Origin of the sequence: Pseudomonas brassicacearum (assembly GCF_918698105.1) — a bacterium.
Taxonomy (GTDB): Bacteria; Pseudomonadota; Gammaproteobacteria; order Pseudomonadales; family Pseudomonadaceae; genus Aquipseudomonas; species Aquipseudomonas brassicacearum_F.
The window spans coordinates 1-14,938 of record NZ_CAKKMI010000051.1; the positions used below are offsets into that span (position 1 = coordinate 1).

General features: G+C 59.8%; 14 protein-coding genes. 3 read left to right on the forward strand and 11 right to left on the reverse strand.

All coding sequences use genetic code 11. The features are described from left to right. Positions 1–102: 102 nt before the first annotated feature. Positions 103–2,670, forward strand: a complete 2,568-nt coding sequence (gene mutS, locus LQ215_RS19340; RefSeq protein WP_230152161.1) for a DNA mismatch repair protein MutS — start codon at positions 103–105, stop codon at positions 2,668–2,670. A 142-nt stretch (positions 2,671–2,812) separates the two neighbouring features. Further along, positions 2,813–3,136, forward strand: a complete 324-nt coding sequence (gene fdxA / locus LQ215_RS19345; protein ID WP_230152125.1) for a ferredoxin FdxA — start codon at positions 2,813–2,815, stop codon at positions 3,134–3,136. 150 nt (positions 3,137–3,286) lie between these two features. On the opposite strand, the gene LQ215_RS19350 is transcribed toward fdxA, so the two are convergent. The 9 genes from LQ215_RS19350 to LQ215_RS19390 form a co-directional block, all read right to left on the reverse strand. Further along, positions 3,287–3,853 (reverse strand): hypothetical protein, encoded by a 567-nt coding sequence (locus LQ215_RS19350; protein WP_230152127.1) that lies wholly within the window; start codon positions 3,851–3,853, stop codon positions 3,287–3,289. A gap of 1,724 nt (positions 3,854–5,577) precedes the next feature. Next, positions 5,578–6,585, reverse strand: a complete 1,008-nt coding sequence (gene rpoS / locus LQ215_RS19355; RefSeq protein WP_003198289.1) for an RNA polymerase sigma factor RpoS — start codon at positions 6,583–6,585, stop codon at positions 5,578–5,580. A 106-nt stretch (positions 6,586–6,691) separates the two neighbouring features. Next, positions 6,692–7,537: a peptidoglycan DD-metalloendopeptidase family protein gene (locus tag LQ215_RS19360; RefSeq protein WP_230152128.1), complete on the reverse strand. Its 846-nt coding sequence runs from the start codon at positions 7,535–7,537 to the stop codon at positions 6,692–6,694. A 211-nt stretch (positions 7,538–7,748) separates the two neighbouring features. Beyond that, complete coding sequence (locus LQ215_RS19365) at positions 7,749–8,384, reverse strand: protein-L-isoaspartate(D-aspartate) O-methyltransferase (RefSeq protein WP_170862085.1); 636 nt, start codon at positions 8,382–8,384, stop codon at positions 7,749–7,751. A gap of 41 nt (positions 8,385–8,425) precedes the next feature. After that, the gene (gene surE / locus LQ215_RS19370; protein ID WP_230152130.1) at positions 8,426–9,175 is read right to left on the reverse strand and encodes a 5'/3'-nucleotidase SurE; all 750 of its coding nucleotides are present in this window, start codon (positions 9,173–9,175) and stop codon (positions 8,426–8,428) included. Then, on the reverse strand, positions 9,163–10,221 hold the full coding sequence (truD, locus tag LQ215_RS19375) for a tRNA pseudouridine(13) synthase TruD (protein ID WP_230152131.1): 1,059 nt from the start codon (positions 10,219–10,221) through the stop codon (positions 9,163–9,165). The genes surE and truD overlap by 13 nt, the downstream gene beginning before the upstream one ends. Continuing rightward, positions 10,218–10,691, reverse strand: a complete 474-nt coding sequence (gene ispF, locus LQ215_RS19380; protein ID WP_230152133.1) for a 2-C-methyl-D-erythritol 2,4-cyclodiphosphate synthase — start codon at positions 10,689–10,691, stop codon at positions 10,218–10,220. Before ispF ends, truD begins: the two co-directional genes overlap by 4 nt. Positions 10,692–10,734: 43 nt before the next feature. Next, entirely contained in the window at positions 10,735–11,580 is an 846-nt protein-coding gene (fghA, locus tag LQ215_RS19385; protein ID WP_230152134.1) for an S-formylglutathione hydrolase, read from the reverse strand. An 8-nt stretch (positions 11,581–11,588) separates the two neighbouring features. Further along, positions 11,589–12,701, reverse strand: a complete 1,113-nt coding sequence (locus LQ215_RS19390) for an S-(hydroxymethyl)glutathione dehydrogenase/class III alcohol dehydrogenase (RefSeq protein WP_230152136.1) — start codon at positions 12,699–12,701, stop codon at positions 11,589–11,591. A gap of 107 nt (positions 12,702–12,808) precedes the next feature. Here LQ215_RS19390 and LQ215_RS19395 point away from each other — a divergent pair, with 107 nt between their 5' ends. Next, on the forward strand, positions 12,809–13,705 hold the full coding sequence (locus LQ215_RS19395) for a LysR substrate-binding domain-containing protein (RefSeq protein WP_230152137.1): 897 nt from the start codon (positions 12,809–12,811) through the stop codon (positions 13,703–13,705). 168 nt (positions 13,706–13,873) lie between these two features. On the opposite strand, the gene ispD is transcribed toward LQ215_RS19395, so the two are convergent. Together ispD and ftsB are read right to left on the reverse strand one after the other, a co-directional pair. Next, entirely contained in the window at positions 13,874–14,581 is a 708-nt protein-coding gene (gene ispD / locus LQ215_RS19400; protein WP_230152138.1) for a 2-C-methyl-D-erythritol 4-phosphate cytidylyltransferase, read from the reverse strand. Continuing rightward, positions 14,578–14,856 carry a cell division protein FtsB gene (gene ftsB, locus LQ215_RS19405; RefSeq protein WP_003184873.1) on the reverse strand — a complete coding sequence of 93 codons (279 nt, stop codon included), beginning with the start codon at positions 14,854–14,856 and terminating at the stop codon, positions 14,578–14,580. The genes ispD and ftsB overlap by 4 nt, the downstream gene beginning before the upstream one ends. Between the last annotated feature and the right edge of the window lie 82 nt (positions 14,857–14,938).

Sequence of the window (14,938 nt, forward strand, 5' to 3'; positions counted from 1 at the left end):
CCCCCATGTTAACCTTGCGCCCATCGCGGAAAAGCCGGGCCAATGCCCCTCCTTTTGCCCCACACCTTTCAACGAGCTTTCCTGACACCCATGAATACAGCCGTGAACGACCTGTCCTCCCACACGCCGATGATGCAGCAATACTGGCGCCTGAAGAACCAGCACCCCGACCAACTGATGTTCTACCGCATGGGCGACTTCTACGAGATCTTCTACGAAGACGCAAAGAAAGCCGCCAAGCTGTTGGACATCACCCTGACGGCGCGTGGGCAATCGGCGGGCATGGCCATTCCGATGTGTGGGATTCCTTACCACGCGGCAGAAGGTTACCTGGCAAAACTGGTCAAGCTCGGCGAATCCGTGGTGATCTGCGAACAAGTCGGCGACCCGGCCACCAGCAAAGGCCCGGTGGAACGCCAAGTCGTGCGGATCATCACCCCGGGCACGGTCAGTGACGAAGCCTTGCTGGATGAACGCCGGGACAACCTGATCGCCGCCGTGCTGGGCGATGAACGCCTGTTCGGCCTGGCGGTGTTGGACATCACCAGCGGTAACTTCTCGGTACTGGAAATCAAGGGCTGGGAAAACCTGCTGGCGGAGCTGGAGCGGGTCAATCCGGTAGAGCTGTTGATCCCAGATGACTGGCCCAAAGACCTACCGGCGGAAAAACGCCGTGGCGTGCGTCGCCGCGCGCCGTGGGATTTTGAGCGTGATTCGGCGCTGAAAAGTCTCTGCCAGCAGTTTTCCACCCAGGACCTCAAGGGTTTCGGCTGCGAGAACCTGACCCTGGCCATCGGCGCTGCCGGTTGCCTGCTGGCCTACGCCAAGGAAACCCAGCGCACCGCCCTGCCCCACTTGCGCAGCCTGCGCCACGAACGCCTGGATGACACCGTGGTGCTGGACGGCGCGAGCCGCCGCAACCTGGAGCTGGACACCAACCTGGCCGGCGGGCGCGACAATACCCTGCAATCGGTGGTCGATCGCTGCCAGACCGCCATGGGCAGCCGCCTGCTGACCCGCTGGTTGAATCGTCCGCTGCGGGACCTGACCGTGCTGCTGGCGCGCCAGTCCTCCATTACCTGCCTGCTGGATCGTTATCGCTTCGAGCAGTTGCAACCACAGCTCAAGGAAATCGGCGACATCGAGCGAATCCTCGCCCGTATCGGCCTGCGCAACGCCCGTCCCCGTGACCTGGCGCGCCTGCGCGATGCCCTCGGTGCGTTGCCTGAACTGCAGGTAGCGATGACCGACCTCGAAGCGCCGCACCTGCAGCAACTGGCGCGCACCACCAGCACCTACCCGGAGCTGGCCGCGCTGCTGGAAAAAGCCATTATCGATAACCCACCGGCGGTGATCCGTGACGGTGGCGTGCTGAAAACCGGCTACGACGCCGAACTCGACGAGCTGCAAGCGCTGAGCGAGAACGCCGGCCAGTTCCTGATCGACCTCGAAGCCCGGGAAAAAGCCCGTACGGGCCTTGCCAACCTCAAGGTCGGCTACAACCGCATCCACGGTTATTTCATCGAACTGCCGAGCAAGCAGGCCGAACAGGCCCCGGCCGACTACGTCCGTCGCCAGACCCTCAAGGGCGCCGAGCGTTTCATCACCCCGGAACTCAAGGCGTTCGAAGACAAGGCGCTGTCGGCCAAGAGCCGCGCCCTGGCTCGGGAAAAGATGCTCTACGATGCGTTGCTCGAAGATCTGATCAGCCAACTGCCGCCATTGCAGGACACCGCTGGCGCCCTGGCGGAACTGGACGTGCTGAGCAACCTGGCCGAACGCGCGCTGAACCTGGACCTCAACTGCCCGCGCTTCGTCAGCGAGCCGTGCATGCGCATCAGCCAAGGCCGTCACCCGGTGGTCGAGCAAGTGCTGACCACGCCGTTCGTGGCCAACGACCTGAGCCTGGACGACAACACCCGCATGCTAGTGATCACCGGCCCGAACATGGGCGGTAAATCCACCTACATGCGCCAGACCGCATTGATCGTGCTACTGGCCCACATTGGTAGTTTCGTCCCGGCGGCCAGTTGTGAATTGTCCCTGGTGGACCGGATTTTCACCCGGATCGGTTCCAGCGATGACCTGGCCGGTGGACGTTCGACATTCATGGTGGAAATGAGCGAAACCGCGAACATCCTGCACAACGCCACCGAACGCAGCCTGGTGCTGATGGACGAAGTCGGACGCGGCACCAGCACCTTCGACGGCTTGTCCCTGGCCTGGGCAGCGGCCGAACGCCTCGCGCACTTGAGGGCCTACACGCTGTTCGCCACTCACTATTTCGAACTGACGGTACTGCCGGAAAGCCAGCCGCTGGTGGCCAACGTTCACCTCAATGCCACCGAGCACAACGAACGCATCGTCTTCCTGCACCACGTGCTGCCCGGCCCGGCCAGCCAGAGCTATGGCCTGGCGGTAGCGCAACTGGCCGGCGTGCCGAGCGAAGTGATCAGCCGTGCCCGCGAGCACCTGAGCCGCCTGGAAACCACCAGCCTGCCCCACGAAACACCGCGCCCGAGCAAGGGCAAACCGGCCGCGCCACAGCAAAGCGACCTGTTCGCCAGCCTGCCGCATCCGGTACTCGATGAACTGGCCAAGCTCGATCTGGACGACCTGACACCTCGTCGGGCACTGGATTTACTCTATACATTGAAGACACGGATCTAACATACAGGCTTTCAAGCTGTTAGAATCGCGCGCGGTTTGGGATGCTGCGGACTATTAGCCTGGTTCGCAGACTATCGCTCCCAAACCTGGCGACCCTACCGTGAAGGGGCTTCGCTGCCGCCGCCTGAGGAGAGAATTAGAAATGACCTTCGTCGTCACCGACAACTGCATCAAGTGCAAGTACACCGATTGCGTAGAAGTCTGTCCGGTGGACTGCTTCTACGAAGGCCCGAACTTCCTGGTCATTCACCCGGACGAGTGCATCGACTGCGCCCTGTGTGAGCCGGAATGCCCGGCAAATGCCATTTTCTCGGAAGACGAAGTGCCGGCCGGCATGGAGAACTTCATCCAGCTGAACGCCGAACTGGCGGACGTCTGGCCGAACATTACCGAGAAGAAAGATGCGCTGCCGGATGCCGAAGAGTGGGATGGCAAGACTGGCAAAATCGCAGACCTGGAACGCTGATTACCCATCGTTCGCTGAAAAGGCCCCTTGTGGGCCTTTTTGCTTTTTCTGTTTCGCCCTGAACAAAAATCCCAGCCCGAAAAAAGCCCCGGCGTTTGAGGCCAGGGCTTTCTTGCCCGGAACCGGGCTGATTACTGCAGGTTGACTACTTCACACCAGTTGGAATGTACCGGACCCAGTGCCGGAGAACTCCCCACTGATGTTCGAGGCATATTGCGATGGATGAAGCATCACGGCCAGCAGGCGCGTCCCTTCAAAGAAGTACAGGGAGAGCGAACCTTGATTAATCGTCAATTGCAGCGACAACGGGACGTTGACGAGGTTCTCGGCATCAGGCACCGAGCCCTGCAGGTAGAGATTGGAAATCTCGACATTGGTACCCGTACCTGTCGCATAGCCGACAAACCGTACCCGGGTTCCTTGCTGAGGAGCGTCTGGTCCGATAACGGCCGGGGACGCAGTAATCTGGATGGTTTCGGAATGGGGATAACAGCTGCTACCGCAACCTTCGAAGCAGAAATAGCCGCAAATGTTCTGCGAGCATCCACAGCCACACAACGATTTTGGGTGCACCTTCTGATCGAGGACCTCTTGCAGCGCCGGCTTCTCACTCACCAGCGCTTGCATACGCTTGATTTGCTCGTCAAAAGCAACCTGTGATTGTTTTTTGAGCGCATCGACTTGCTCAGGTTTTATGTCTTGAAGAGACAGTGTCATATCTAAATCCTTTTAGTTTTGCGGAAAGACCTGGAGACATCGTGTCTCACTGGGTTAGCTAACACGCCTTCCAGGAGTAGTTGCTGGATCACCCCACGAACCTTTCGACTCGCGGCCCGGTGTGCTCTTGAGAACCAAGAACGCTTGCCCGGCAATCTTTGAATCAAAAAAAGGGGCGGTTTGACCCGCCCACATTTTTTCCCTAATCCCTTTAATCCTATTCATCGTCCTGATGAATCGCGTCCTGCGATGTCCTTCCTTCCCATCATCCTTGACGGGTGTGTCTGTCCGTCGACACAGGACTGATATTAGTATCTTCCCGGGCGTGTGCAATGCGGCTGATACAGGTGGCTTGCTCTGTCACGCTACGTTCATCAACAAATTTTCGTTATAAATCAGATAAATACAAAAAGATCACGGTGTTTATAGCTGTCTGTCCCGACGATGAGGAACTGATCGCTTACGTAACACTAGGCAAAGGCTTACAAGCTGAACCTACAAATAGGGCGGAACTGGGGAAACGCCCCTTCGGAAAGCTTTGAACCAGTCGTGATGTTCTATCGTTTTACGTGTGGGGGGTTCAGGGGTGGTGTGTATATCCGTTTTTTGCGTAACGGCGGATTATGTTCCGCTCTTACAGCGGGTCACTTTCGAAAAGCCCGGAAGCCGGCCCAGTCGAAAGTAACCAAAGCGCTCATGCCCCACCACTTGGCACCTCGCTTTGGCTCGGTGTGCCCTCACTCCGGCATTGCTCCGTGGGCCCGCCGCGAAGGGCCATCCATGGCCCAGCGCGGCTACCTCGGCATCCATGCCGAGGTGCCCACTGCGCAATGCCTGCGTTCGGCCTGCGTGGTTAACGGGGCGCCGAGATCAACGTCCACCGCGAGGCGGCCTAACAGCCGACCTGGTTCTGGGCGGGACCGCATTTCTCCTGTGGGAGCGAGCTTGCTCGCGATGAGGCCAGCAAGCCCAACATCCATGTGACTGAACCACCGCCATCGCGAGCAGGCTCGCTCCCACATTGCAATCTCCAGTGAATACAAAATTCATGTCCAACACTGAACCCCTATGGGAGCGAGCTTGCTCGCGATGAGGCCAGTAACCCAACATCCATATGACTGAACCACCGCCATCGCGAGCAAGCTCGCTCCCACATTTCGATCTTCAGTAAACACAAATTTATATTCGACACAGACCTACTGTGGGAGCGGGCTTGCTCGCGAAGAGGCCGGCACATCCAACATCACCGCAAACTGACCCACCGCCATCGCGAGCAAGCTCGCTCCCACAAGGGAACGCGGTCCCGCCCAGAACCAGGTCGGCTATCAGGCCGCCTCGCTTTTGCTTTTGATCTGGGGCGCCCCGTTAAACCACGCTGGCTGAACGAAGGTATTGCGCAGTGGGCAACCCGGCATGGATGCCGGGTTAGCCGCGCTGGGCCATGGATGGCCCTTCGCGGCGGCCCACGGAGCAATGCCTTCGTTCAGGCATGCCGAGCCTAAGCGAGGCACCGAGTGGTGGGGCAAGAGCGTTTTGCTTACTTTTGCGCTTTTCAAAAGTGAGCCGCTGTAAGAGCGGAACCATAATCCGTCGTTACGCAAAAAACGGATATCCCCCCAAACCCAAGCAAAAAAAAAGCGCCTCCCTCTATAGGAAGCGCCGTTTTTTTCCAAGTGAACAGCATCACACCCAGTCAGGGCTTTTCTGCTGCACTTGCCTTGAAGCTATTGAAACAACGACTCGCTCGACAAGCCGTTCTTCTCCAGAATCTCCCGCAGACGCTTGAGACCTTCAACCTGGATCTGCCTAACCCGCTCACGGGTCAAACCAATCTCCAGGCCTACATCTTCAAGCGTGCTGCTTTCATGCCCCCGCAAGCCGAAGCGGCGAATCACCACTTCCCGTTGCTTGTCGGTCAACTCCGAAAGCCACTGGTCGATGCTCTGGGACAAGTCATCGTCCTGGAGCAACTCGCACGGATCGGTCGGACGATCATCGGTCAGGGTATCCAGCAGGGTCTTGTCCGAGTCCGGCCCCAGCGAGACGTCTACCGAAGAGACACGCTCGTTGAGCCCAAGCATGCGCTTGACCTCTCCCACCGGCTTTTCCAGCAGGTTGGCGATTTCTTCGGGTGAAGGTTCATGGTCGAGTTTTTGGGTCAACTCACGGGCGGCCCGCAGGTAGACGTTCAGTTCCTTGACCACATGAATCGGCAACCGGATGGTCCGGGTCTGGTTCATGATCGCCCGTTCAATGGTCTGGCGAATCCACCAAGTGGCGTAGGTCGAGAAACGGAAGCCGCGCTCGGGGTCGAATTTCTCGACGGCGCGAATCAGGCCCAGGTTGCCCTCTTCGATCAGGTCCAGCAGCGAAAGCCCACGATTGACATAGCGTCGGGCGATTTTCACCACCAGGCGCAGGTTGCTTTCAATCATGCGTTTTCGACCGGCCGGGTCGCCACTTTGCGACAGCCGCGCAAAATGAACTTCTTCCTCGGGGGAGAGCAGTGGCGAAAAACCGATTTCGTTGAGGTACAGCTGAGTGGCGTCCAGCGCCCGGGTGTAATCAATGTACTTATGTTGTTTAAGCGAAGCGGAGTGTTTGGATTTGGCACGAACGGAAGGTGGAGTTGCCCCTTCATCATTCGACATCGAATCCATAGCGATGCCGGTCTCCATAAGGAGGACCTCATCGTCGATGTCAAACTCCGGCACTTCTTTACTGAGAGCCATTGTTATAGTCCTTTGGTGAGTTCGACCTCAAGCTCAAGCGACGCCTTTATCCTTGGCAACGCTGGAGCCTGTTCCCTCTACGTGACGGAACAGGCTGACAATCAAATCAACGCCGTGGCAGGAATTGCAGCGGATCGACTGGTTTACCTTGTCGGCGAATCTCAAAGTGCAGTTTCACCCGGTCTGTTCCCGTTGATCCCATTTCGGCAATTGTCTGTCCGACTTTGACCTGCTGCCCCTCCCGAACCAACAGCCTGCGGTTGTGACCGTAGGCACTGACGTAGGTATCGCTGTGTTTGATGATCACGAGTTCGCCGTAGCCCCTCAAACCACTCCCGGCGTACACAACCGTGCCATCAGACGCGGCTAAAACAGGCTGTCCCAAATCCCCGGCGATATCAATTCCTTTATTCAAACTACCGTTTGAAGAGAATTTTCCAATGAGAACGCCATTAGAAGGCCATCCCCAGCCTGTCGGGGCAGGGCCTGCCGGAGGCATCGGAACGGGGGTCGGTTTGCTCGCGACGGACGGTACTGCCGCGGTCCCAACCCCTGCCGGCCGGCGAATGACGGTGGTTTTGCTCGACGAAGAAGGCGTCGAACCCGACTGCGTAACCACCGCAGTCGGCGTTGAACCGCTACGGCCATCGAAGCGAATCGTCTGACCTGGGTGAATCGTATAAGGCGCAGGAATGTTGTTGCGTGCCGCGAGGGCTTTGTAGTCCCAGCCGTAGCGGAAAGCGATGGAAAACAGCGTATCGCCGCGACGGACTACGTATTGACCGGTCGTTACTGTAGGACGTTGAGGCGCTGCACTGTTGCGATCGACCACCCGGACGTTACCCGACGGTGTACTGGAACAACCGACCAGCAAAGTGCTCAAGACAAGGCCAGTCACCAGGCGCTGAAAGCTCGTGATACCCATACGCTGCGCAATGACTGTGAGACTCACCCGCCGCTCCCTTTGTGGTGGCTGAAAAATTGGAAACTGCCTGTCCAGGCAGAACTCATACAAATATAGCTGGCTAGGACTGCGCCTCTATTAATGAAGCGCAATGTGTCGCCGCACACGTTTGCTCGACGCCGTTGGACTCTGTTCAGCAAAGCGGTGCCGCTGTAAGACACAGGCCAAGCCACGGAATTCAGCGTCTGTTTATAAATGCTCAGGCCAACGGTCCATTGAGTAACGGCACGAAGCGCACCGCCCCCAGGACATGTCGCGAAAAACCATGTTCTTCGCGCACGATCAGCATCAGTTGCTGGACTTCACCGGCGCCCACCGGAATCACCAGTCGTCCACCGGGGGCCAACTGATCCAGCAGGGCCTGGGGTACATCGGTGGCCACCGCAGTCACAATGATGCCGTTGTATGGCGCCAGGGCCGGCCAACCCTCCCAGCCATCACCCCAGCGAAACACCACGTTGCGCAGGTTCAACTCAACCAGGCGTTCCTTGGCGCGATCCTGCAGTACCTTGATCCGCTCTACGGAAAACACCCGCTCGACCAGTTGCGACAACACCGCCGTCTGGTAACCCGAGCCGGTACCGATCTCCATCACCTTGTCCAGCGGCCCCGCTTCCAGCAGCAACTCGCTCATGCGGGCCACCATGTATGGCTGGGAAATGGTCTGGTTGTGGCCAATCGGCAACGCCGTGTCTTCATAGGCGCGATGGGCCAGGGCTTCATCGACGAACAGATGGCGCGGCGTGCGGCGAATCACCTCCAACACCTGGGCGTTGGAGAGGCCTTCTTCGTAGAGACGCTGGATCAGTCGTTCACGAGTGCGCTGGGAGGTCATGCCGATTCCGCGGCGCAGCATATCGTCTTGCTCACGAGCCATCAGCGCAGCCCCTCCAGCCAGCCATCGAGATTTCGAAAGGCGTCGTTGAAGGTACGGTCCAGTTGCAACGGCGTGATCGAGACATAACCTTGCATCACCGCATGGAAATCAGTGCCCGGCCCGCCGTCTTCGGCATCACCGGCGGCGGCGATCCAGTAACCGGCCTTGCCGCGCGGGTCGACGACGTGCATCGGCTTGGCGGCGCGGGCACGGTGGCCCAGGCGTGTGAGCTGGATGCCACGGATGTGATCGAGCGGCAGATTGGGGATATTCACGTTCAACACCGTGCGTGGCGGCAGGTCCAGCTCGCCGTGGGCTTCGACCAGTTTACGGGCGAAATAGGCGGCGGTCGGCAAGTTATCCACCTGCCGCGAAACAAACGAAAAAGCAAACGATGGCTTGTCCAGGAAGCGACCTTCCAGGGCGGCGGCAACCGTGCCGGAATACAGTACGTCGTCTCCCAGGTTGGCGCCCAGGTTGATACCCGACGCCACCATGTCCGGCTCACGCTCCAGCAAGCCGTTGAGGCCCAGGTGCACGCAATCGGTCGGGGTGCCATTGAGGCTGATGAAACCGTTATCCAGATAGCAGGGGTGCAACGGACGGTCGAGCGTCAGCGAGCTGCTGGCGCCGCTTTTGTCCTGGTCCGGGGCGATGACCACGCACTCGGCAAAATCCGCCAGCGCAGCATAAAGCGCGGCAAGACCGGGTGCAGTCACCCCGTCGTCGTTAGAAATCAGAATACGCATGGGCTGTCCGTCTGCCCCACCGGCACCAGATCGACGAGTTCGCGCACCAAGACAGTGGCGAAACATCCGGCCGGCAGGACGAATTCCAGTTGCAGAATGTCAGGCTGGGGATAATGCCACGACAGCCCGCCAATGGGCAGTCGCAGGATGCGACGTTCGTGACTCATTCCCGCGTTTATCAACCAGTCCCGCAAATCGGCCTCGCCCGCGGCGATGGCTTGTTCCAACTCGAACGTCGCGCCCGTGGCAGGCGAAGGTCCCTCGCCCCACTGCGGCCCGGTCGGGTGCAAGTCGAGAATGGCCAGGCGTGGGTCGCTGCATTCAGCCTCGCCGGCCGGGAAAAAACTGCGGCTGTCGGTGAAGGCGAGCAAATCGCCAACCTGGGCTTGTTGCCAGGTACCGTCGGCGACCCGCGCCGCCAGCACCCGGTTGAACAGAAAGCTGCGGGCGGTGGACAGCAGCCGCGAGCGCACATTGCGCTGTTCCGGCAACGCCTTGCGTGCCGCCCAGGCCCGGGCATCGACGACATTGCCGCCGTCATGGCCGAAGCGCTGGGCGCCAAAATAGTTGGGGATGCCCTGGCGGACAATTTGCTGCAGACGCGCGTCGATCGCCGCCGTGTCCCCCTTGAACTGGGTCAGGCGCAAGGTAAAGCCATTGGCCGAGTGCGCGCCGCGTTGCAGCTTGCGCCTGTGGCGTGCGGTCTTGAGGATCTTCAGCGTGTCGTTCTCTGCCGCCGACAAATCCGGATCGGCCTTGCCCGGCAATTGGACGCTGAACCACTGGCGGGTCAGGGCCTGACGGTCCTTGAGCCCGGCGTAGCTGACGGTACGCAACGGCACGCCGGCAGCCTTGGCAATTCGCCGGGCGGCTTCTTCGGTGTTCAAACCACGTTTTTCCACCCAGATCCACAGGTGCTCACCATCGCCGGTCAACGGGATGTCGAGCACTTCATCGACCTGGAAATCTTCAGCAGTGGCCTTGAGTACCGCGCTGCCCAGCGGTTCGCCGTAGGCACGCGGCCCCAACAGTTCCAGTTCAGTCATGGACGCAGCAACAAGGCAACGGAGTGGACGGCAATGCCTTCTTCGCGACCGACGAAGCCAAGCTTCTCGGTGGTGGTGGCTTTCACGTTCACTTGGTCCAACTCAACTTGAAGATCCTCGGCGATCAATTGGCGCATCGTTTCGATGTGCGGCGCCATCTTGGGGGCCTGGGCAACGATGGTGTTATCGACATTGCCGACTTTCCAGCCCTTGGCGTGGATCAGCGCGACCACATGGCGCAGCAGCACGCGGCTGTCGACACCCTTGAATTGTGGGTCGGTGTCAGGGAAGTGCTTGCCGATGTCACCCAGGGCAGCCGCGCCGAGCAATGCATCGCTCAAGGCGTGCAGCAGGACATCACCGTCAGAATGCGCGAGCAGCCCGAAGCCGTGTGCGATCCGCACGCCGCCCAGAGTAATGAAGTCGCCTTCAGCGAAACGGTGAACATCGTAGCCGTGGCCAATACGCATAAAAAAACGCCCCGATTTTTGTCAGGGCGTGATTCTACCTGCATTAGGCGTTTAGAGCGCGCGCATGATGCTGCAAGTGGTCATCAATGAAGCTGGCGATGAAGAAATAGCTGTGGTCGTAGCCCGGCTGCAGGCGCAATTCCAACGGATGGTCGGCAGCCTTGGCCGCCTGTTGCAGGGCTTCGGGCTTGAGCTGGTTGGCCAGGAAATCATCGCGATCGCCCTGGTCCACCAGTAGTGGCAGCTTTTCCTGCGCCTCGGCAATCAATGCACAGGCATCCCATTCACGCCATTTCGAGCGGTCTTCTCCCAGGTAACGAGAGAAAGCCTTCTGGCCCCACGGGCAATCCATCGGATTGTTGATGGGCGAAAACGCCGACACCGAACGGTAACGCCCCGGGTTGCGCAAGGCGCAGACCAGCGCGCCATGGCCGCCCATGGAATGACCACTGATGCCGCGCCTGTCCGAAGCCGGGAAATGCGCTTCGACGAGTGCCGGCAATTCCTGCACCACGTAGTCATGCATCCGATAGTGCCGTGCCCACGGATCCTGCGTGGCGTTCAGATAAAAGCCCGCCCCCAGGCCGAAGTCCCAGGCACCGTCCGGATCGCCCGGCACATCGGCGCCGCGAGGGCTGGTGTCCGGTGCAACGATGATCAGGCCCAGCTCAGCGGCCATGCGCTGGGCACCGGCCTTTTGCATGAAATTCTCGTCGGTGCAGGTCAGCCCGGACAACCAATACAGCACAGGCAACTTGCCGCCCTGCTCGGCTTGCGGCGGCAGGTACACGGCAAACACCATGTCACAACCGAGCACGTCGGAACGGTGCCGGTAACGTTTGTGCCAGCCGCCGAAGCTCTTCTGGCAAGAAATGTTTTCCAGACTCATGACCGACCTCAGAAATGGATAACGGTGCGGATGCTCTTGCCTTCATGCATCAGGTCGAACGCCTTGTTGATATCTTCCAGGCCCATGGTGTGGGTGATGAAGGTATCCAGCGGGATCTCGCCCTTCTCGGCCATTTCCACGTAGCTTGGCAATTCGCTGCGACCGCGCACGCCACCAAAGGCCGAACCGCGCCAGACGCGCCCGGTCACCAATTGGAAGGGACGGGTGGAGATTTCCTGGCCGGCGCCGGCCACACCGATGATCACCGACTCGCCCCAACCCTTGTGGCAGCACTCCAGCGCGGCACGCATCAACTGGACATTGCCGATGCACTCGAAGGAAAAATCCACACCGCCGTCGGTCATGTCCACGATGACTTCCTGGATCGGACGGTCGAAGTCTTTCGGGTTGACGCAATCGGTGGCACCCAGTTGCTTGGCGATTTCGAACTTGGCCGGGTTGATGTCGATGGCAATGATGCGCGAGGCCTTGGCCTTCACCGCGCCAATCACCGCCGACAGGCCGATGCCGCCCAGGCCGAAGATAGCCACGGTGTCACCCGGCTTGACCTTGGCGGTGTTGAGGACCGCGCCGATACCGGTGGTTACGCCGCAACCCAGCAGGCAGACTTTTTCCAGCGGGGCGTCTTTTTGAATCTTCGCGACGGAGATTTCCGGCAGCACGGTGTACTCAGAGAACGTCGAGGTGCCCATGTAATGGAAAATCGTCTCACCCTTGTAGGAAAAGCGCGAAGTGCCATCCGGCATCAGGCCTTTGCCCTGGGTGGCGCGAATCGCCTGGCAGAGGTTGGTCTTGCCCGACTTACAGAATTTGCACTGGCCGCATTCCGGCGTGTACAGCGGGATCACATGGTCGCCCACCGCGACCGAGGTCACGCCTTCGCCGATGGCTTCGACAATAGCGCCGCCTTCGTGACCGAGGATCGACGGGAAGATCCCTTCCGGGTCGGCGCCGGACAAGGTGTAGGCATCGGTGTGGCAGACACCGGAGGCCACCACGCGCAACAGCACTTCGCCCGCCTTGGGCATGGCGACGTCGACTTCAACGATTTCCAGGGGTTTCTTGGCTTCGAAGGCAACGGCAGCGCGCGACTTGATCATCCGGACTCTCCAGCAAATAAAAACAAGACCGGGAGTGTAATCCTCCGCCGGACGATGAATAATCCAATCAAAAGCAAAACATTATTGCTGCACAGGGATAATCCTTCATGTCCGATAACCGCTGGGAAGGGATCGACGAGTTCGTCGCCGTGGCCGAATGCAGTCAATTCACCGCCGCCGCCGAACGTCTCGGGGTTTCGTCTTCCCATATCAGTCGACAAATCGTACGGCTTGAAGAGCGTTTGCAGACACGTTTGCTCTACCGCAGTACCCGCCGGGTCACCCTCACCGAGGCCGGCCAGACGTTTTTGCAGCATTGCCAACGCCTGCAGGACGGGCGCGAGGAAGCACTGCGGGCGGTCGGCGATCTCACCAGCGAACCCAAGGGCATGCTGCGCATGACCTGCGCCGTGGCCTATGGCGAACGGTTTATCGTGCCGCTGGTAACGCGATTCATGGGGCTGTACCCGCAGTTGCGGGTAGACATCGAACTGAGCAACCGCCCTCTGGACCTGGTGCACGAAAGCCTCGACCTGGCGATTCGCCTGGGTCGCTTGCAGGACTCGCGCCTGGTCGCCACGCGCCTGGCACCACGACGCATGTACCTGTGCGCTTCACCCTCTTACCTGGAACGCTACGGGCGGCCCCATAGCTTGTCGGAACTGAGCCGCCATAATTGCCTGATCGGCAGCTCCGACATCTGGCAGTTGGAGCAGAACGGGCGGGAATTTTCCCAACGGGTACAGGGAAACTGGCGCTGCAACAGTGGGCAAGCGGTGCTGGACGCGGCGCTACAAGGGGTGGGGTTGTGCCAGTTGCCGGATTATTACGTACTGGAGCATTTGCACAGTGGTGCATTGATCTCGCTGCTGGAGGCTCATCAGCCGCCGAATACGGCGGTGTGGGCGTTGTACCCGCAGCAGCGACACCTGTCGCCGAAGGTGCGCAAGTTGGTGGATTATTTGAAGGAAGGGCTGGCTGGGCGGCCGGAATATCGGGGATGACAGTGGTTTTTTTGTCGTCTGGGGTGACGCCATCGCGAGCAAGCTCGCTCCCACAGGGGTTATCGTCGAATGATGGTCAAGTGCTCACACCAACCCACTGTGGGAGCGAGCTTGCTCGCGATGGCGCCGGCCCAGACGATGACGATCTAACGAGGAAACAGAACCGGCTTAATGCCGATTCGCCCACCGCTGGCGTAACCATTCCAGGTCTTCCGGCCGGGTGATCTTGATGTTATCGGCCCGCCCTTCGATCAGCCGCGGCGCTTGCCCGGCCCACTCCATGGCGGACGCTTCGTCGGTAATCAGCGCCTCTGCAACCAGGCTGTCGGCCAGGGCCCGGTGCAAGGCGCCGAGGCGGAACATCTGTGGCGTGTAGGCTTGCCAGATCACGCTGCGATCAACGGTCTCCAGCACGCGGCCGTGTTTGTCGACGCGCTTGAGGGTGTCGCGCGCCGGGACGGCCAGCAGGCCGCCGACCGGATCGGTCGCCAACTCGCTGAGCAGGGTGTCCAGGTCATCCCGCGCCAGGTTGGGCCGGGCGGCGTCGTGCACCAGCACCCAGTCGTGATCGTCGGCGCCCTGCTCGTGCAGGTACAGCAAGGCATTGAGCACTGAATCCGAACGTTGTTCGCCACCGTCGACGCGCTGGATGCGGGTGTCGTTGGCACAGGCCAGGGTCGGCCAGTAAGGATCATCATGTGCAAGGCTGACCACCACGCCCTTGACGGTGGGATGGTCGAGGAAACAGCCGAGGCTGTGTTCAAGAATTGTGCGTCCGCCCAGTTGCAGGTATTGCTTGGGACGGTCGGCGGCCATACGAGCGCCAACGCCCGCGGCGGGAATCACGGCCCAGAAGGCCGGCAAACGGATACTCATTGGGCCAACTGGTAGAGGGTTTCGCCCTCCTTGACCATGCCCAGTTCATGGCGAGCCCGCTCTTCAACGGTCTCCATGCCTTTTTTCAGCTCGGTCACTTCAGCGTCCATCACCCGATTACGCTCCAGCAGCGCCTCGTTCTCGGCGTGTTGGTCGGCAATTTGCTGAGTCAGGTCGGCCACTTGCGCCAAGCTGCCATTGCCCACCCACAGGCGGTACTGCAGACCGGCCAGCAACAGGAGCAAGACAAGAAACAACCAATTGGGACTGCGCATCGAATATCAGGTATCCAGTGAAAAAAGACCGCCATGCCAAACTTTGAAGCGTCTGATAGCACGAAGCCTGGAAAACCCAGGC